Annotated in this window: 19 protein-coding genes and 1 pseudogene; 15 read left to right on the top strand and 5 right to left on the bottom strand. The window is 48.4% G+C overall.

All coding sequences use genetic code 11. From position 1 onward, the window contains the following. Nucleotides 1-551: 551 nt before the first annotated feature. From ccoN to IEW74_RS14440, 12 genes are all read left to right on the top strand, one after another. A complete protein-coding gene (gene ccoN, locus IEW74_RS14495; protein WP_188666478.1) occupies nucleotides 552-2,027 on the top strand; it encodes a cytochrome-c oxidase, cbb3-type subunit I in 1,476 nt (491 codons plus the stop codon). Between the two features lie 11 nt (nucleotides 2,028-2,038). Beyond that, nucleotides 2,039-2,761 carry a cytochrome-c oxidase, cbb3-type subunit II gene (gene ccoO, locus IEW74_RS14490; RefSeq protein ID WP_188666477.1) on the top strand — a complete coding sequence of 241 codons (723 nt, stop codon included), beginning with the start codon at nucleotides 2,039-2,041 and terminating at the stop codon, nucleotides 2,759-2,761. Between the two features lie 15 nt (nucleotides 2,762-2,776). Continuing rightward, on the top strand, nucleotides 2,777-2,923 hold the full coding sequence (locus IEW74_RS14485) for a cbb3-type cytochrome oxidase subunit 3 (protein ID WP_229734380.1): 147 nt from the start codon (nucleotides 2,777-2,779) through the stop codon (nucleotides 2,921-2,923). A 10-nt stretch (nucleotides 2,924-2,933) separates the two neighbouring features. Then, a complete protein-coding gene (ccoP, locus tag IEW74_RS14480) occupies nucleotides 2,934-3,788 on the top strand; it encodes a cytochrome-c oxidase, cbb3-type subunit III (protein ID WP_188666473.1) in 855 nt (284 codons plus the stop codon). 284 nt (nucleotides 3,789-4,072) lie between these two features. Beyond that, nucleotides 4,073-5,533 carry a cytochrome c oxidase accessory protein CcoG gene (gene ccoG / locus IEW74_RS14475; protein ID WP_188666470.1) on the top strand — a complete coding sequence of 487 codons (1,461 nt, stop codon included), beginning with the start codon at nucleotides 4,073-4,075 and terminating at the stop codon, nucleotides 5,531-5,533. Nucleotides 5,534-5,536: 3 nt separating this feature from the next. Then, nucleotides 5,537-6,031: a FixH family protein gene (locus IEW74_RS14470; protein WP_188666469.1), complete on the top strand. Its 495-nt coding sequence runs from the start codon at nucleotides 5,537-5,539 to the stop codon at nucleotides 6,029-6,031. 81 nt (nucleotides 6,032-6,112) lie between these two features. Beyond that, nucleotides 6,113-8,434: a heavy metal translocating P-type ATPase gene (locus IEW74_RS14465; protein ID WP_188666468.1), complete on the top strand. Its 2,322-nt coding sequence runs from the start codon at nucleotides 6,113-6,115 to the stop codon at nucleotides 8,432-8,434. Further along, the gene (gene ccoS, locus IEW74_RS14460) at nucleotides 8,431-8,601 is read left to right on the top strand and encodes a cbb3-type cytochrome oxidase assembly protein CcoS (protein WP_188666467.1); all 171 of its coding nucleotides are present in this window, start codon (nucleotides 8,431-8,433) and stop codon (nucleotides 8,599-8,601) included. Before IEW74_RS14465 ends, ccoS begins: the two co-directional genes overlap by 4 nt. 11 nt (nucleotides 8,602-8,612) lie before the next feature. Beyond that, a complete protein-coding gene (panB, locus tag IEW74_RS14455) occupies nucleotides 8,613-9,482 on the top strand; it encodes a 3-methyl-2-oxobutanoate hydroxymethyltransferase (protein ID WP_188666466.1) in 870 nt (289 codons plus the stop codon). Beyond that, nucleotides 9,483-10,319 (top strand): pantoate--beta-alanine ligase, encoded by an 837-nt coding sequence (panC, locus tag IEW74_RS14450; RefSeq protein WP_188666465.1) that lies wholly within the window; start codon nucleotides 9,483-9,485, stop codon nucleotides 10,317-10,319. It begins immediately after the preceding gene. A gap of 260 nt (nucleotides 10,320-10,579) precedes the next feature. Continuing rightward, the gene (locus tag IEW74_RS14445) at nucleotides 10,580-10,870 is read left to right on the top strand and encodes a hypothetical protein (protein WP_188666464.1); all 291 of its coding nucleotides are present in this window, start codon (nucleotides 10,580-10,582) and stop codon (nucleotides 10,868-10,870) included. 12 nt (nucleotides 10,871-10,882) lie between these two features. Continuing rightward, nucleotides 10,883-11,530 (top strand): hypothetical protein, encoded by a 648-nt coding sequence (locus IEW74_RS14440; protein ID WP_188666462.1) that lies wholly within the window; start codon nucleotides 10,883-10,885, stop codon nucleotides 11,528-11,530. An 11-nt stretch (nucleotides 11,531-11,541) separates the two neighbouring features. On the opposite strand, the gene IEW74_RS14435 is transcribed toward IEW74_RS14440, so the two are convergent. After that, nucleotides 11,542-11,886 (bottom strand): hypothetical protein, encoded by a 345-nt coding sequence (locus IEW74_RS14435; RefSeq protein ID WP_188666460.1) that lies wholly within the window; start codon nucleotides 11,884-11,886, stop codon nucleotides 11,542-11,544. A gap of 101 nt (nucleotides 11,887-11,987) precedes the next feature. Between IEW74_RS14435 and dapF the strand changes: the two genes are divergently transcribed. Genes dapF through ftsY form a run of 3 tightly spaced genes read left to right on the top strand, consistent with a single transcriptional unit; the run spans nucleotide 11,988 to nucleotide 14,989 of the window. Then, complete coding sequence (gene dapF / locus IEW74_RS14430) at nucleotides 11,988-12,809, top strand: diaminopimelate epimerase (protein ID WP_229734379.1); 822 nt, start codon at nucleotides 11,988-11,990, stop codon at nucleotides 12,807-12,809. 4 nt (nucleotides 12,810-12,813) lie between these two features. Continuing rightward, nucleotides 12,814-14,067, top strand: coding sequence for a tRNA (N(6)-L-threonylcarbamoyladenosine(37)-C(2))-methylthiotransferase MtaB (gene mtaB, locus IEW74_RS14425; RefSeq protein WP_188666458.1), 1,254 nt, complete (start codon nucleotides 12,814-12,816; stop codon nucleotides 14,065-14,067). Further along, entirely contained in the window at nucleotides 14,060-14,989 is a 930-nt protein-coding gene (ftsY, locus tag IEW74_RS14420; RefSeq protein ID WP_188666457.1) for a signal recognition particle-docking protein FtsY, read from the top strand. The genes mtaB and ftsY overlap by 8 nt, the downstream gene beginning before the upstream one ends. Here the strand turns inward: ftsY and IEW74_RS14415 are convergent. The 4 genes and pseudogenes from IEW74_RS14415 to IEW74_RS14400 form a co-directional block, all read right to left on the bottom strand. Next, nucleotides 14,986-15,591, bottom strand: coding sequence for a DUF4276 family protein (locus IEW74_RS14415; protein WP_188666456.1), 606 nt, complete (start codon nucleotides 15,589-15,591; stop codon nucleotides 14,986-14,988). The two genes, ftsY and IEW74_RS14415, sit on opposite strands and share 4 nt — an antisense overlap. Next, the gene (locus IEW74_RS14410) at nucleotides 15,585-16,691 is read right to left on the bottom strand and encodes an AAA family ATPase (protein WP_188666455.1); all 1,107 of its coding nucleotides are present in this window, start codon (nucleotides 16,689-16,691) and stop codon (nucleotides 15,585-15,587) included. The genes IEW74_RS14415 and IEW74_RS14410 overlap by 7 nt, the downstream gene beginning before the upstream one ends. A gap of 167 nt (nucleotides 16,692-16,858) precedes the next feature. After that, entirely contained in the window at nucleotides 16,859-17,740 is an 882-nt protein-coding gene (locus IEW74_RS14405) for a 3-hydroxybutyryl-CoA dehydrogenase (RefSeq protein WP_188666453.1), read from the bottom strand. Nucleotides 17,741-17,794: 54 nt separating this feature from the next. After that, nucleotides 17,795-17,924 (bottom strand): annotated as a pseudogene (locus IEW74_RS14400) (electron transfer flavoprotein subunit alpha/FixB family protein); the annotation flags it as partial.

The raw sequence follows: 17,924 nt of genomic DNA, 5'->3' as shown, positions 1-17,924 counted from the left end.
AGCGATCTAGAATGTTTCTTAGAATGGGGTTTTATGAAGAATAAAACAAGGATATTTCTATCAAAAATATCCAATAATCATAGTTTATATATTTAAACGTCTTGTAAGTTTAGTAATAATTTTATCTATATAAAAATAGGATAGTAATAATAAGTAAAGATAAAGTAAAAAATAATATTCGAGATTTTGATTGTATGTGTGCCTATATGCCAAATCACCAGAAATGGTACTTAAGTGCTAAAATAAAAGGCTTATAAATATCAACAAGATCATTATGGAAATTTTTATTATTCCACTTTTACATTCAGTAGCATGTTATAATCATTATAAACTTATTATTACTTGGAAACTTTATTTGACTTAGATCAAACGCCTCCATATATTCGCCGCTATATTTCAAGCCTTCCAGCCCGCATTCTCGTATGATTGGGGTGCGAGGTTTGGAAGCGGGACGTAAGTCGTCGTTAAGGTTTGTGGGCGCTGGGGGGTGTCCACAAACCTGATACGTCGACAAGTTTGCGTTCAAATTTCGGGAAGAACAGGAGTTCGGCATGAACCAAGCGACCACAGCTACTGGCGCCTCCGACGTGGCATACAACGAGGACGTAGTCCGTAAGTTTGTACTTGCTGCCACATTCTGGGGTGTCATCGGCTTTCTCGCCGGAACTTTCATCGCTTTTCAATTAGCGTTTCCGGCGCTGAACCTGGGTCTGGAATGGACGACTTTCGGTCGTCTGCGTCCGGTCCATACGTCGGCGGTAATTTTCGCCTTCGGTGGTTCTATTATGTTTGCAACGTCTTTTTACGTTGTACAGCGCACTTGCCGCGCACCGCTTTTTGGCGGAAAGTTGCTGGCAAATTTAATTTTTTGGGGTTATCAGCTATTCATCGTGATTGCTGCATTGGGTTACGTTCTGGGGGTTACTCAGGGTAAAGAATATGCAGAACCGGAATGGTATGCTGACCTACTTTTGACTGTTGTCTGGGTAGCGTATCTGGTTGCCTTTGCGGGCACATTGATGACACGCCGTGTTTCCCACATTTATGTGGCAAACTGGTTCTACCTTGCCTTTATTATTACTGTTGCGATGTTGCATCTGGGCAACAACATCACGCTGCCGGTTGTCTTATTCGGCGGTGATAGCCTTGCCAAATCCTATATCTGGGCTTCCGGTGTTCAGGATGCCATGACGCAATGGTGGTACGGTCACAACGCGGTAGGTTTCTTCCTTACTGCGGGTTTCCTCGGCCTTATGTACTACTTCGTTCCGAAGCAGGCTAATCGTCCGGTCTATTCTTACCGTCTGTCGATCATCCACTTCTGGGCGCTGGTATTCCTGTATATCTGGGCTGGTCCTCACCACTTGCATTACACATCTTTGCCTGACTGGACGCAAACTCTCGGTATGACGTTCTCTATCATGCTGTGGATGCCGTCTTGGGGTGGCATGATCAACGGTCTGATGACGCTGTCTGGCGCATGGGAAAAACTGCGTACCGACCCGGTATTGCGCTTCCTGATTGCGGCTGTTGCGTTCTATGGCATGTCCACTTTCGAAGGTCCGGCAATGTCGATCAAAGCTGTTAACGGCTTGTCGCACTACACAGACTGGACAGTCGGTCACGTACATTCCGGTGCTTTGGGTTGGGTTGCTTTCGTATCTTTTGGTGCGATGTATTACCTTATTCCGAAACTTTGGGGTCGGACACGTTTGTACTCTCTGCGTTTGGTGACTTACCATTTCTGGATTGCGACAATCGGTATCGTTCTTTACATCACTGCGATGTGGATTTCCGGTATCATGCAAGGCCTAATGTGGCGTGCTTACGATGACCTCGGCTTCTTGCAGTACTCGTTCATCGAGTCTGTTGAAGCGATGCATCCGTACTACGTAATCCGTGCTTGTGGTGGTGTTCTCTTCGTACTTGGTGCTTTGATCATGGTTTGGAACTTTATCAAAACCATTCAGGGTGACGTACGTACAGAAGACGAATTCGTTGCACCGCAATCTGCGGCAGCTGAGTAAGGGGATCGGATATGAAACACGAAATTTTCGAGAAAAATACGATCCTTTTGACGATCGCAATCCTGATTACCGTCTCGATCGGTGGTCTGGTTCAAATCGTGCCACTTTACACAATCGACTCTACGATTGAAAAAGTGGACGGCATGCGTCCTTACTCTCCTTTGGAGCTGGCAGGTCGTAACATTTACGTTCGTGAGGGGTGCTACCTTTGCCACTCTCAACAAATTCGTCCGTTCCGTGATGAAGTTGAACGTTATGGTCACTACAGCCTGGCGGCTGAGTCCATGTACGACCACCCCTTCCAATGGGGGTCAAAACGTACGGGGCCGGATCTGGCACGTGTGGGTGGAAAATATTCCAATGCCTGGCATGTTGCACACTTGATCCGTCCGCAGGATGTTGTGCCTGAGTCTGTTATGCCGATGTATGGTTTCCTGGCTGAAAAAGAACTCACGTTCAATGATGCCGGTGCCCACCTGAAAGCACTGCGTGCTGCAGGTGACCCGTATACCGACGAACAAATCGCAGAAGCTGCGGCTGACTTCACTGCGCAAGCAAGTGGAGAAGGTGACGTTGATGCGGTTCTCACGCGTTATCCCAAAGCCGTTATTGGTGACTTTGACGGTGATCCGTCCAAAGTAACTGAACTGGACGCGCTTATCTCTTACCTTCAGATGCTCGGTACGCTCGTAGACTTTACGACGTACAAGCCTGAAGGCGAGATGGCTCGATAGGGTGCAAGCGTGAGCTTGGACGATATAGTCTCACTCGCACGACAGTTATGGGTCGTGTGGCTGCTGATCCTGTTTTTGGGGATTATTGGATTTGCCTTGTGGCCGCGCCATAAGGACCGCTTCGATGAAGCTGCCAATATTCCCCTGCAGGATGACGATTAAGGAGGTTACAGTGGCAAATGTGGAAAAGGACCCGGTGACGGGCACAAATACCACCGGCCATGAATGGGACGGCATTAAAGAATTGGATACTCCGCTACCGAAGTGGTGGTTGACCGTATTCTATGCCAGTATCATTTGGGCTATTGGCTATTGGGTGGTTTATCCCTCATGGCCAACGTTAAACGATTATGCAAAAGGCGTTTGGGAAACTACCAACCGTCTGGAACATGCACAAGAAATGGCTGCGGTTGCTCAATCGCGTGAAGTTTGGACTAGCAAGTTCGAAGGGAAAGAAATCAGCGAAGTAGCGGCTGATTCAGAACTGTTGAACTACGCTATGGCAGGGGGTCGCGTTATTTTTGCGGACAACTGTCAGCCGTGTCATGGCTCCAGCGGTTCTGGTGCGCCGAACTATCCGGTTTTGGCGGATGACGATTGGATTTGGGGCGGTACGTTGGATGATATCCAGCAAACTGTTCTCTACGGCATTCGTTCCGGTCACGACGAAGCGCGTGTTTCCGATATGCCGGCTTTGGTTGCTGATGAAATGATCACAGCGGCTGATGCTGATAAAATTGCCGACTACGTTATGAAGCTCGGCGGTCAAGGCGGATCGGATGCAGGCAAAGACCTGTTTGACGAAAACTGTGCTGCATGTCACGCCGAAGATGGCGCTGGTGTGCAAGAACTGGGTGCACCGCGTCTGAATGACGGCATCTGGCTCTATAAGGCCGGTAAAGACGGCGTTGTCGCACAAATCACCAAACCCAATCACGGTGTTATGCCGGCTTGGTCAGGTCGTTTGAGCGAAACAGAGATCAAGCAAGTTTCTATCTACGTTCACTCTTTGGGTGGCGGTCAGTAAGGAACGTTTGAGTTGATCAAACAAGAAAACGGCTGTCGTGATTTTTTAGCGACAGCCGTTTCTTTTTTGTGTTTTATCTAAATTCAATAAACTTAACTTTAGAATATTTTGATATAATACTTTTCCTTGTAAACCAAGGGTTTTAGGACGCTTTCAAAAACATAATTATTAAAAAAAATCTGATTTTACCGCAGTTGATTGATGTTTATCAATTGCACCAAGGGGTGAACGAGAGTACAAAAAACACGAATTTTGCTGACGTATAATTGAATCGAGATTGAACGATGTCTGACGCACAACAAGCAGTAAATCAAGAAAATCAGGATCCCGGTGGACATGGTAGCGGTCCGCTTTATGCCGAACGTGTCAAAGTACACCCGCGTATTTTTAAGGGCCCGTTCCGGAAGTGGAAAACAATTCTGCTATGGGTTTTTCTGGCCATTTACCATTTTTCTGCATGGTTGCGTTGGGATCGCGGGCCGGGCGTGCCGGATCAGGCTATTTTATTTGATCTCCCAGGACGTCGCGCCTATATTTTCTGGGTCGAAATATGGCCGCAGGAAGTTTATTACCTGACGGGTGTCTTGATTTTAGCGGCTGTCGGCTTGTTTGCGGCGGCGGCGATTGCCGGACGGGTCTGGTGCGGTTTTGCCTGTTTCCAAACAGTCTGGACCGATTTGTTTATGATGGTGGAAGGCTGGGTTGAAGGCGATCGCAGCAAGCGGATCCGTCTGGATAAAGCGCCGATGTCTTTGAACAAGTTGATGAAGCGCACTGTAAAACATGTGATTTGGCTGGGAATTTCCGTTTTCTTTGCCATTTCATTTTTATGGTATTTCAACGATGCGCCGACCATTACCAAAGAAATCTTCACAGGACAGATCGGCGGCTGGACGCTGGTGACCTTGTTGTTGCTGACGGCGATGACTTATATGATGGCTGGTTTTGCGCGTGAGCAGGTTTGTTTTTATATGTGTCCTTACGGACGTTTCCAAGGGGTTATGACAGACGAAGATTCTCTGCTGGTGACCTATGAAGCCTGGCGCGGGGAACCGCGTATGAAGGGGGCCAAGAATAAAGATTTCTCGGACCGGGGGCACTGTGTGGATTGTGGCCTTTGCGTTCAGGCCTGCCCGACAGGGATCGATATTCGCAACGGTCAGCAAATGGAATGTATCGGGTGTGGTCTGTGTATTGATGCCTGTAACGTGATGATGGACAATATGGGTTTGCCGAAAAACCTGATTTCTTACGACAGCTACACCAATATGGTGGCCCGTGAGGAAGGCAAAGGCAAACAGGTTCACCTCGTGCGCCCACGCACGATTATCTATGCTGCTATTCTGACCGGGGTTATGGCTGTGCTTATGCTCAGTCTGTCGATGCGCGACCGTCTTGAAGTCAATATTCTGCGTGATCGTGCTCCCTTGTTTGTAACGCTCTCTGACGGCTCCATTCGAAATGGTTATACCTATAAGATTTTGAATATGGAATCGCAGGCGAAGTCTTATGAGTTAAGCGTTGAAGGGCTTGAAGGGGCGACCATGACCATGATCGGTCAGGAAGAAAAAGACCAACCAACCTTGAAATTGGATGTGAAAGCTGACCATATCGGAAGCTACCGTATCTTTATGAAAGCCGGTCGTCAGAACCTTGACGGGAAATCAACCAATATTGATTTCGTGTTGAAGGATCTTGAAACCGGCGAAATTCATAGCCAGTCAACCGTATTCCGTGGACCATAATTTATGACTAAACAACGCGCACCGGGGTGGTGGTACCCTTGGATCTTCGTGGCTTTCTTTCTAGTGATTGTAACAGTGAACGGCATTATGATGTTTTTTGCCTTTGATAGCTGGACGGGGCTGGAAACCAAGGACCACTACCTTAAAGGTCTTGCTTATGACGACAATGTTGCCGGTGCCAAGGCGCAAGAAGCGTTGGGCTGGGATGTGAAATTGACAGTCAATCCGGTTGCAAGCAACGGGGATAGCCGCAAGGTAGCTTATAAAGCGACATTTTTGGACCATGACGGGAAACCTGTGGAGGCGTTGAAAGCCCATGCTTTCTTTATTCGTCCGACAAGTGAAGGTCTGGATGTGGATCAACCGACCGAAACCCTGTCTCCCGGCGTAGTCGGTGGCGAAGTAACGCTGGCCCAGCATGGGCAATGGCAAGTCCGTATTCATGCCGCCAGCAAAGGGCGCCAATACCAGCTTGTCGAGCGGGTTGTTGTAGAATAACTTTTAGTACTCTCTCCTTGTGAAAGCAGGGAGGGAGTGCCTATTTCAGGGCTATAAAGACCAAATTTCATAAGGCCTGTTATGACCACAGACTGTCTGCATTGCGGTGATCCGGTTCCCCAACACTCAGAAGGGGGCGCGGATTTTTGCTGTAAGGGGTGCCGGGGCGCCTATGAACTGATTAACGGATTAGGTTTAAAAACGTATTACGAACGCCGGGTTATCGACCCGGATGCCAAAATTTTGCGTCCTGAAGATGATACGGTCAAAATTGACTATTGCGCCCATATCAATGATGAGAACGGCCTGAAAACCCTGTATTTGATGGTGGAGGGGATCCACTGTGCCGCCTGTGTCTGGTTGATCGAAACGGTTTTGGGTAAACAGGAAGGGGTCGTTCAGGCGCGTGTGAATATGTCAACCCGCCGGCTCGTTTTAAAATGGCGCGAAGAAACACTTGATCCCAATGATCTGATTGCCAAGGTTTCGGCCCTGGGCTACCGGCTGGTGCCGTATGATCCCTGTCTGTTGAATTCTGAAAATGAAAAGCAGGAAAAAGAGCTGTTGCGCGCAATGTCGGTTGCAGGCTTTGCGGCAGCCAACGTAATGTTATTCAGTGTTTCCATCTGGGCAGGTTACAGTCAGGGTATGATGGACAGCACGCGTGATTTTATGCACTGGTTATCCGCGCTTATTGCCTTGCCAGCGGTTGCCTATGCCGGACGTCCGTTTTACCGATCCGCCCTGACGGCCTTAAAAGCGGGTCGTTTGAATATGGATGTTCCCATATCACTGGCCGTGTTATTGGCTGCAGGCATGAGCCTGTTTCAGGTGATCACCGGGGCGGAACATGCATATTTTGATTCCGCCATCAGCTTGCTGTTTTTCTTATTGATCGGACGTTATCTGGACCGACGCGCGCGCGGTCGTGCCCGTGGAGCAGCGGAACATTTACTGGGCCTGAATGCGGTTGCCGTTACGGTTTTGTCCGAAGACGGAAACAAAATTCTATTGCCGCCCGAACAGGTGAAAGACGGGATGATTGTCCTTTGTGCCGCCGGGGAACGGGTGGCGGTAGACGGTCAAATTATCGACGGTATATCCGATATCGATACCAGCCTGATTTCCGGGGAAAGTGTCCCGGTGATGGCAAAGGTTGAGGATAAAGTCTTTGCCGGGACGGTTAATCTGTCTGCACCCATAAAAATCCGTGTATTGGCAACTGGCGAAGGGACCTTACTGGCTGAAATCGTCCGTTTGATGGAAGAAGCAGAAGCCGGACGGGCCAATTATGTCGCCTTGGCGGATCGCGTTGCACGTTATTACGCCCCGGTTGTGCATCTGTTATCATTGGGCACCTTTATATACTGGTTTTTCTTTGCCGGTGTGGTCTGGAACGAAGCCTTATTAAATGCCATTGCGGTTCTGATTATTACCTGCCCGTGCGCGTTGGCTTTGGCGGTGCCGGTTGTACAGGTGATTGCATCCGGGCGTTTAATGCGCCAAGGCATTCTGGTGAAAACAGGTACGGCCTTGGAACGTCTGGCCCACGTTAAAAACATCGTTTTTGATAAAACCGGGACGTTGACATTGGGGCGTGCTGAACTGGTCAATAAAGAAAAGATTGCACAAACCGATCTGGAACTGGCCGCCGCCCTTGCCGGGGCCAGCAAACATCCGTTATCACGGGCCTTATGTCGTGCGGTCCCACATATCGCGGTCAAATCGGGTGTGTTGGAAGTCCCCGGTCGCGGATTGCAATGGGAAAAGGTGCGCCTTGGCAGTCGTCAATGGTGTGGGCTGGCGGAGGCTCCCTTAAGCGATGGACCGGAACTTTGGCTGGATAAAGGCGATGGTCTACCGGTTTGCTTGCAGTTTGCCGATCACTTACGTCCTGATGCCAAAGAAGTCGTCGCCCGTTTACAGGCCTCATATCAAACCCACTTGTTGTCGGGTGACCGGGTGGAACCTGTGCGCAAAGTTGCCGAAGACTTAAATATTCAGGACTGGAAAGCACAATGCAGCCCAGCCGATAAATGTGAGGTGTTGACCCATATGGAAGCCGCGTTGATGGTGGGCGATGGGTTAAACGATGCGCCTGCGTTGGCCGCAGCGCATGTTTCGTTATCGCCCTCTACTGCGATTGATGTGTCGCAAACCACGGCAGATGCGGTTTTTCAAGGCGATAAATTAAAGGCTGTTTTGGAAGTGTTGGGGGTTGCACGCAAGGCGGAACGTCTGATTAAGCAAAACTTTGGCTTGGCGTTTTTATATAACAGTGTCACCATCCCGCTGGCGATTGCGGGTTATGTGACACCATTAATTGCGGCGGTTGCCATGTCGACCTCTTCTTTGGTCGTGATCGCCAACGCCCTTCGATTAAGTAAAGGAAAAGTGTCGTGACAAGTCTGTTATATCTTATTCCGGCCATGTTGTTGCTTGGCGGTCTTGGACTGGCGGGTTTTTTATGGGCATTGAAATCAGGCCAATATGACGATATGGAAGGTAACGCCAGCCGTATTCTATATGATGACGATGATAAACCGTTACCGCCTGAAGATAAAATTTAAAGGAAGCCGCTATGAGTAAAGCGACCAATACCAAACGTATCACATTAACAGATCTGGCTGCCCGTAAAGGGGCCGATCCCATTGTATGTCTGACGGCCTACACCACGTCTATTTCCCGGCTGATTGATGATCATGTGGACCTGATTTTGGTGGGTGACAGCTTGGGTATGGTGCTTTACGGCATGGACAGCACGCTCGGTGTCACGGTTGAAATGATGATTGCCCATGGTAAAGGTGTGATGCGCGGATCTGAAAAGGCCTGTGTCATTGTGGATATGCCGTTTGGATCATATGAAGAATCGCCGCAAATGGCCTTTCGCAATTGTTCACGCGTTATGGCGGAAACCCGTTGTTCCGGCGTGAAATTGGAAGGCGGCGTGGAAATGGCGGAAACGATTTCCTTCCTTGTGGCACGTGGTATTCCAGTTGTGGCCCATATTGGTTTGACACCGCAATCTGTACATGCTTTTGGCGGGTTTAAATCGCAAGGTTGGTCTGAAGAAGTCGCCGAACGTATTGTTGCAGACGCCAAAGCGGTGGCAAAGGCCGGAGCTTCCTGTGTGGTGGTTGAAGGGGTGGTGGAACCCTTGGGCGTGCGCATTACCAATGAAATTGATGTCCCGACAATCGGGATCGGGGCTTCCCCGCAATGTGATGGGCAAATTCTGGTGACCGAGGATTTAATTGGGTTGTTTGCTGAATTTAAACCGAAATTCGTCAAACGTTATGCGCAGATGGATGAAATGATCACACAAGCGGTGAGCGAATACGGTGCAGAAGTGCGCACGCGGGTTTTCCCGGCGCCGGAACATTGCTTTGGGTATAAAGGCAATATGGGCCATAACAATCCCCCGGCGGCTGAAAAGAAAGAGGATAAATAAATGCAGATTGTGCGCACGATTGCTGAGATGCGCGCCGTGGTCGCAGATTGGCGCGGGGCAGGTCTAAAGGTTGGTTTGGTGCCAACGATGGGGGCGCTGCATGAGGGGCATTTGACATTGGTGCGCACCGCCTTGGAAAAATGCGATCGGGTAATTGCGACGATTTTTGTAAACCCCAAACAATTTGGTGTAAACGAAGATTTCGGAACCTATCCGCGCACAGAAAAGGAAGATGCTGCAAAATTGGACAATGCAGGCGGTCATCTGTTATTTGCCCCCAATGTGGACGAAATGTATGGCAAGGACGGCGGGGTGACAAAAGTGTCGGTTGCCGGGCTTGGCGATATTTTAGAAGGTAAGTTCCGACCCGGTTTTTTTGATGGGGTGGCAACCGTGGTCACCAAACTTTTGTTGCAGGCCTTACCTGATTACGCCTTTTTCGGGGAAAAAGATTATCAGCAGCTCAATGTCATCAAACGGTTTGCTGCGGATTTGAATATTCCGGTCATAATTGAAGGCATCGCCACGGTGCGCGAACCGGACGGTTTGGCCATGTCGTCGCGCAATGCCTATTTGCTGGATGAAGAACGTGGCATTGCACCGACACTTTATCGGACAATCTCGGAAGTTTCAGAACGTTTTAAGGTTGGTGGAAAGGCGGAAGCCCTTTCAAAATGGGCGGCCCAGCAATTGCTGGATGCCGGGTTTCAAAAGGTCGATTATGTGGAAATTCGCCACGGTGATGATTTGACCCGTGAGGCGGTTAAAGGCGAACCGATCCGTGTTTTGGCGGCGGCTTTTCTGGGAAAAGCCCGACTGATCGATAATGTCGATTAACTTTAAACGGCTTATTTAATTTGTGTATAGAGGAAGAAGCTTGTAATCCCCAGCATTCCGATAAAGCCGATTAACGCCCATAACATTTTAATACCCTTACGTAGGTTTCCTTATCCATTGAGAGGATATGGGATGTGGTATTTTTAATTCAAGATAGATTTTCTTTTATGATATTTCCCGTATTCAGAAGAAACCAAATTTTAAACTTTATTTGCTAGTTTCTATGCCAATGCGGAGATCAATTTTTTTAAGGTAAAGACATGTACGCCACCATTAAATCAGAAGTGATGACATTCTTTCCATTTAGCAATGATGCGACTTTGATTATACTTGGTTTGCTAATTTGGCTTGTGACAGGTTTGATTTTTCGTTTGCCGATGACCCGTCTGGTGTGCATTGCCCCGCTAATTATGTTGACGGTGGCGATTGAGGTCGCCGATGTCATGTTTCTTGCGCAGGCCCCCATCCGTGCCGTCAGTGATTTTGCCATAATGGTCTTTCCCATTAGCGTTATTGTTTTTTTCCAGCATCAAGGCTGGGCACGGGCCTAGAGCGCAGATTTCATGGTTGATTACCGCGATATAGAACCCCCGCTGAAAACGCTGGGATTGTGTCTGCGCGGTGGTTTTGTGGACGAGGATAAAACCTATATTCTGATCGGGAATACCGGATCGGATATATGGAAAGAATTCGGACCGGCCTATGATGACTGGATTGAACCCAATCCACTGGATGAATGGACCAAACGTCATATTGACCCGATTGCGGCTGATTTTGGGGCCGAGGCGTTATATCCCTTTATCGGCCCCCCTTTTATGCCGTTTCAAACGTGGGCGATGCAGGCGGAAGCGGTTTTTCCATCCCCGATTGGTCCGCTTATTCATCCTGAATATGGCTTGTGGCACGCCTATCGTGCGGCGTTGGTTTTTGACGAACCGGTCGCAGGCCTTCCGGTCCGTGAAGACATGATTTCGCCGTGTGAAAAATGCGAATTGAAACCTTGCTTGGTCAGTTGTCCTGTTGATGCCTTTGTTGAAGGGGCCTTTAAATTCCAGAAATGTCTGGATTTTCTGAATAAAAATTTGGAAGGATCCTGCATGCATAATGGGTGTCTGGCGCGCCGGGCCTGTCCTATTGGGGCAGAATATAGATATCATCGCGAACATGCGCGTTTCCATATGGATAAATTTTTAGGAATAGATTTTGGCTGAACAGGTGCAGATTATGCCCGTAAGTTCAGACCGTTTTCCGCATCGCGGCCCGCAAGAAGGGCGGCGGTAAATTTGTTCTGATTGGCATAAAGCTGTGCAACGACCCCAAAAGGTGAGGCCCCGGCCCCATAATTGTCCTGCATGGCGTTGATGATAGGTAAGGAAGAGGCAAATGGATTTTCCAGCGGTCTGTAACTGGCTGGCAGGGGACGATCAGGATAATATTGACCATCAATGATTTCCGCCTGAAATCCGATAGGCACGTGTCCGGTCCCGACAGTTGGACGCAAAGGCGTTGCACCGCTGACGAAGGAGCCGTACTGGCTTAATTGCAATGTGGCATCAATATAGCTCATAATGAGGGGTATTATAGCAAAAGAAACGGCGATTTGCTATGGACTCTCACGCGTAATAGAACATATATACTCACACTATGTCAGGATTACCCTTTATTAAGATGCATGGGCTCGGCAATGATTTTGTCGTGCTGGATGCACGTACAACCCCGATTGATTTATCTGTAAGTCAGGTGCAGGCGATGGCCGACCGACGCACAGGGGCGGGGTGTGACCAGTTTATCGTGATGGAAACGGCGCAGCATAAGGATGCCGATGTTTTCATGCGTATTCGTAATGCCGATGGCAACGAGGTCGAGGCCTGTGGAAATGCCACACGATGCATTGCGCGTATCGTCATGGATGAAACGGGCAAATCTGATGTGGTTGTTGAAACGGTTGTCGGCTTGTTACGTGCCAGTGCGGGTGAAAAGGGCAATGTGTGTGTCAATATGGGGCCAGCCCGTTTGAACTGGGATGAAATCCCCACAGCAGAAGAATGTGATACCCTGAACATGCCGGTAACCGTTGGCCCGTTGGAAGGTCCGGTCGGGGTCAATGTGGGCAACCCGCATGCGGTTTATTTTGTCGATGATTGTGAAATGGTTGATCTGATGGCGGCAGGCCCGCATGTGGAAACGCATCCTTTCTTTCCTGAACGCATCAATGTGGAAGTGGTCAGTAAACTGGACGGAAATCGCCTGCGGATGCGGGTATGGGAACGCGGTGTCGGTATTACACAGGCTTGCGGGACCGGGGCATGTGCCACGCTGGTCGCCGCAGTGCGCCGTGGTATGATTGACGGGCGTAAAGCCGAAGTGATTCTGGATGGCGGCTCGTTGACGATTGAATGGCTTGAGAACGGTGAAATTCTAATGACGGGTCCAGCGAGCCGTGCGTTCAGCGGATCGTTTGATCCGGCTGTTTATCCGGGGCAGGCGTGATCTGATGAGCGAAGCAAAAGTCGTCACACTGGGATGTCGGCTCAATACATATGAGTCTGAAGTGATGCGTAAAAACGCACGCGAAGCTGGCTTGGAAAATGCGATTATTATCAATACCTGCGCGGTGACAGGCGAAGCAGTGCGACAAGCGCGTCAAACCATTCGCAAGATGCGTAAATCCGATCCTGACGCCAAAATTATCGTGACAGGCTGTGCTGCTCAAATCGATCCTGAAGCCTTTGCAGAAATGGAAGAAGTCGATCGTGTGATCGGGAATAAGGAAAAGCTGGAAGTCGAAAGCTTTTTACCCGAACGCACCGAACTAATCGAAGTCACAGATATTATGCAGGTGCGCGAAACGGCCAATCATTTAATTGATGGGTTTGATGGTCACACCCGCGCCTTTATCGAGGTTCAGCAAGGTTGCGATCATCGTTGTACGTTCTGCATTATTCCGTTTGGGCGGGGACCGAACCGTTCGGTTTCCATTGGGGAAATCGTTGACCGGGTGAAAAATCTGGTGGAACGGGGCTACAAAGAAGTGGTTTTGACGGGCGTGGATGTCACCTCTTATGGGCCAGACCTGCCGGGCAAGCCGACCTTTGGGCAGATGGTGCGCCGTGTGCTTAGCAATGTGCCCCAATTGCCGCGTTTGCGTCTGAGCTCCCTTGATCCGGCGGCGATTGATGCGGACCTGTTGGAGGTCATCGCACGCGAGCCACGTTTGATGCCGCATTTTCATCTCAGCCTGCAATCGGGTGAGGATATGATCCTCAAACGCATGAAACGCCGCCATACCATTGCGGATGCCATTGCCTTGTGTGATAAAATCCGCATGTTGCGCCCCGATGCGGTGTTTGGGGCCGATCTTATTGCGGGCTTTCCGACCGAAACGGACGAGATGTTTGCGACAACGCTGGAAACGCTGGATCGTTGCGGCATCACTTTTGCCCATGTCTTTCCCTTCAGCCCGCGCGAAGGGACGCCTGCGGCCCGTATGCCACAGGTGCCCGGTGCCATCCGCAAACAACGTGCGGCGAGAATTCGCGCCCTTGGCGAAGCGGCGCTGGATGATTTTATGGCATCGCGTCTTAATAAAACGGTTTCGGTGCTGGTTGAAAAAAATAATGCCGGACATTGCGAACATTATTGCCCCGTGCAGTTGACAAGTGCCGCCGAAGCAGGCCAAATCGTCAGCGCAAAAATTACGGGGATTCAGGACGGAAGTCTTATCGGGGAAATCATATCACATGACTGAAAAAAAAGGCTGGTTGTCCCGTCTGAAAGCGGGCTTGAGCAAATCTTCCAATAAATTGACAAGCGGGATCGGTGATCTTTTTACCAAACGCAAGCTGGATGACGAGGCACTGGAAGAACTGGAAGACCTGCTCATTACCTCTGACATGGGGATTGCAACCGCCTCTAAAATCGTTCAGGGCATTGCGAAAAGCCGCTTTGGCAAAGATATCTCCAGCGAAGAATTAAAGGCTGCTTTGGCAGATGAGATCGTCCCTATTCTCGAGCCAGTCACAAAACCGCTGAATGTGCAAACCGGACGCAAGCCCCACGTGGTTTTGGTCTGTGGTGTGAACGGGTCAGGCAAAACCACCACCATCGGCAAGCTCGCTAAAATCTATAGCGACCAAGGTTTGAAAGTCATGTTGGCGGCAGGCGATACCTTCCGCGCCGCTGCCGTTGAACAACTGAAAGTCTGGGGGGAACGCACCAACGTGCCCGTCATTGCCAAGGAAACCGGCGCGGATGCGGCCGCCCTTGCCTATGATGCGGTGGTACAGGCACAGGCCGATGGTTGTGATGTTCTGTTAATCGATACAGCAGGACGCCTGCAAAACAAGGCACACTTGATGGATGAGCTGGAAAAGGTCGTGCGCGTTATAAAAAAAGTTGATGAAACCGCCCCGCATGATACGGTCTTGGTCTTGGACTCCACAGTCGGTCAAAACGCCCATTCCCAAGTGGAAACCTTTGATAAAATCGTCAATGTCACCGGCCTGATCGTGACCAAACTGGACGGCACTGCCAAAGGTGGCGTGACGGTGTCTTTGGCAGAACGTTTCGGCAAACCCGTCCATGCCATCGGTGTGGGCGAGACCGCCGAAGACCTACGCCCCTTCGAAGCCCGTAGCTTTGCCAATGCGCTTGTGGGACTGGACGATTAGGCTTGTTGTGCAGTTTCTAATAGGCGAGTGATCCAATTATTGAATCCTGCACATTTTTGTCGAATCAGGTCAATTCCAATTTCTGCTGCAATATTTGGCCCATGAGTCGTTTTACGATATTTTGTTTTATTTTCTAATCGCTTAGAAGGAGATGTTAAGATTGAGTTATTTATGCGTTCTGGATTGTTTTCGAATTCATTAAGGATACTATTCGCCCAATGTTGGATTCCTTCTTCACCAATTTCTATTTCCATTACTTCTGGATCAGAAAATAAAAGGCCTTCAAATTCATACATTTGTATATAAGGTATGACTTTTGGTCGAATGTTTTCTGCAATATGGTTTATAATTTTCATTTCCAACGAATACTTGGTTTCATTGTCATCTTTACCTTTGAAGCCATAGTAATCATATAATGTAGAAACGAAATCAAAGTTATGCGCAATTTTTTGCAACTCTGACCTGACTCTATCAAGTTTTATATCTCCACCCATAGAAATAGGTGTTGAATATATAGAGTATGTAGATAGATAGGGTGTTAATACTTTAGTTATAAAACGCTCTTCAGTTGGCCCTTCAACTGATATACCAATTCTTACCATTCAGGCCGACCCCCAATTAGGTTTTTAGTCCATACCTCTCCCATTGCATAATCTTCTAGCCAAATTGTAAGATCTTTTTCATCGACGCGTTTAAAAGTTGATGCGCCATTAATTTGGTCGACAACAATGAAATCCTCAGCATTAAATTGGTTAGCAAATGTTACAGATTGTGTTGAGCAAATGACTTGGTTTTCTTTTGCTGTGACTTTCACAATATCTGCAAGTATATCTAATGCAGCAGGATGTAAACCAAGCTCTGGTTCATCCAGGATGATAGATTTGGGGCGCAAATCGATGGGCTGCAAGAACAGCGTTGCCATGCAAATAAAACGTGCTGTTCCGTCAGATAATTGGTTTGCAGAAAAGGGTTCCTCATGATCTCTATGTAGCCATTTTAATAGGATTTTTTCATTGCCCTCTGTACCGCGAGGCTCGAGGTAAAAGTCATGAAAGTAGGGTGAAACTGTTTTTATGGCTTCTATGATATCTTTATAACTTTTTGAATAGTTTCTTTTAAGGCGATATAAAAAAGAAGCTATGTTACTGGCATTTGGATAAAGGTAATCAGAAGAGGTCAGGTCAGCTGCTTGTTTAAAGCCAGCAGAAGGGCCTGTATCATGGAAATGATAAACGCGGCATTGCCCTAAATATTCGTGAGTGTAGCGGCGCACATAATCACTTGCGACCTCAGAACCAGGAAGTAATCCGCTTTCTCCCTTCTTTCCTTTTACCTTCCAGTTACGTCCTGAACCTACATATGTGCAATATTCAAATTCAAATACTAAAGAATCATCATTTCCATGTACAAACTTAACATTATATCCATTATCACCAACTTCTGTATTGATAAAAATAGAGGGAGTTACTTTCGCACCAAAGTGGAAGAATGAGTTAGCATAACCATTTTTTTCTACATAATTTTGTAGTTTTCCTTCTGACAAATTACGAAGGAAAGTAAATAATGAAATAAAGTTTGATTTCCCTGATCCATTTGCTCCTATCAATATATTGATAGATTTCATTTTCAAGTCTAATTCCTTTATAGACTTAAAACCATGAATTATAATGCGTTCTAAATGAGGTTTAGACTCAATTGTCATAAACTACCTTTAAAGGGTATTATTTTAAAAAATATTATTCTAGATAGAATAAGTTATTGTTATATAAGAATACAGACTCGCAGTACGTCTTACAAGAATCTTTGTCTATCAGCTAAGAAAACCCCGCGCGGATCTGAACCGGCGGGGTTTTGCTTGATCGGTTTGACTTAGCGGGTCGGGACCGGTTCGTCACCGCTGTAGTCATAGAAACCGCGACCGGTCTTGCGACCGAGCCAGCCAGCTTCCACATATTTCACAAGAAGCGGGCACGGACGATATTTGGTATCGGCCAAGCCTTCGTGAAGGACGTTCATAATTGCCAGACAGGTGTCCAGACCAATGAAATCCGCCAGTTGCAGCGGGCCCATCGGATGGTTTGCACCCAGACGCATGGCTGTGTCGATGGAGTCAACAGAACCGACACCTTCATAGAGGGTGTAAACGGCTTCGTTGATCATCGGCAACAGGATACGGTTTACGATGAAGGCCGGGAAGTCTTCTGCGGAGACAGAAGTTTTTTCCATTTTGGCCGTCATTTCCTTGATCGTGTTATAGGTTTCTTCATCCGTGGCAATCCCACGGATCAATTCCACCAGTTTCATCACAGGCACCGGGTTCATAAAGTGCATGCCGATAAAACGTGCCGGACGGTCTGTTGAGGCCGCCAGACGTGTGATGGAAATAGAAGAGGTATTGGAAGCCAGCAAGCAATCCGGTCCGACAACATCGCAGACCTGCTTGAAGATCATTTTTTTGATTTCTTCGTTTTCTGTTGCGGCTTCAATCACCAAATCGGCAGAAGCCAGAGCGGACATCGCGGTGGATGTTTCGATCAAGGCCATAGCCGTGTCACGATCTTCAGCGGAAATCTTTTCTTTTCTGACTTGACGATCCAGGTTTTTCTTGATGGTGGCAACCGCATTTTCCAATGCGTCCGCACTGACATCGATTAGTTTTACAGTGAAGCCGGAAACGGCAGCGACATGCGCGATCCCGTTACCCATTTGTCCGGCGCCAATAACGCCGATCGTTTTGATTTCTACAGACATGGTCCCTCTTTTGCTGTCTGTTAAAGATAAGGCGGTTAGGCAAAGAGCCGGGGGTTAACCCAGCTCTTTTTCCAGTTCCGGTACGGCCTCAAAGAGGTCCGCAACGAGACCGTAGTCAGCCACGCTAAAGATGGGGGCTTCTTCGTCTTTGTTGATCGCCACGATGACTTTGGAATCTTTCATC

The organism is Terasakiella brassicae, assembly GCF_014641495.1.
Lineage (GTDB): Bacteria > Pseudomonadota > Alphaproteobacteria > Rhodospirillales > Terasakiellaceae > Terasakiella > Terasakiella brassicae.
Note: the sequence above shows the minus strand (reverse complement) of the source record. Positions and strands in the feature narration are given on the sequence as shown.

Coding starts and splice junctions, on each gene's coding strand:
- ccoN (WP_188666478.1), top strand. CDS start 552: ATGAACCAAGCGACCACAGCTACTGGCGCCTCCGACGTGGCATACAAC.
- ccoO (WP_188666477.1), top strand. CDS start 2,039: ATGAAACACGAAATTTTCGAGAAAAATACGATCCTTTTGACGATCGCA.
- ccoG (WP_188666470.1), top strand. CDS start 4,073: ATGTCTGACGCACAACAAGCAGTAAATCAAGAAAATCAGGATCCCGGT.
- IEW74_RS14470 (WP_188666469.1), top strand. CDS start 5,537: ATGACTAAACAACGCGCACCGGGGTGGTGGTACCCTTGGATCTTCGTG.
- IEW74_RS14465 (WP_188666468.1), top strand. CDS start 6,113: ATGACCACAGACTGTCTGCATTGCGGTGATCCGGTTCCCCAACACTCA.
- panB (WP_188666466.1), top strand. CDS start 8,613: ATGAGTAAAGCGACCAATACCAAACGTATCACATTAACAGATCTGGCT.
- panC (WP_188666465.1), top strand. CDS start 9,483: ATGCAGATTGTGCGCACGATTGCTGAGATGCGCGCCGTGGTCGCAGAT.
- IEW74_RS14445 (WP_188666464.1), top strand. CDS start 10,580: ATGTACGCCACCATTAAATCAGAAGTGATGACATTCTTTCCATTTAGC.
- IEW74_RS14440 (WP_188666462.1), top strand. CDS start 10,883: ATGGTTGATTACCGCGATATAGAACCCCCGCTGAAAACGCTGGGATTG.
- IEW74_RS14435 (WP_188666460.1), bottom strand. CDS start 11,886: ATGAGCTATATTGATGCCACATTGCAATTAAGCCAGTACGGCTCCTTC.
- dapF (WP_229734379.1), top strand. CDS start 11,988: ATGCATGGGCTCGGCAATGATTTTGTCGTGCTGGATGCACGTACAACC.
- mtaB (WP_188666458.1), top strand. CDS start 12,814: ATGAGCGAAGCAAAAGTCGTCACACTGGGATGTCGGCTCAATACATAT.
- ftsY (WP_188666457.1), top strand. CDS start 14,060: ATGACTGAAAAAAAAGGCTGGTTGTCCCGTCTGAAAGCGGGCTTGAGC.
- IEW74_RS14415 (WP_188666456.1), bottom strand. CDS start 15,591: ATGGTAAGAATTGGTATATCAGTTGAAGGGCCAACTGAAGAGCGTTTT.
- IEW74_RS14410 (WP_188666455.1), bottom strand. CDS start 16,691: ATGACAATTGAGTCTAAACCTCATTTAGAACGCATTATAATTCATGGT.
- IEW74_RS14405 (WP_188666453.1), bottom strand. CDS start 17,740: ATGTCTGTAGAAATCAAAACGATCGGCGTTATTGGCGCCGGACAAATG.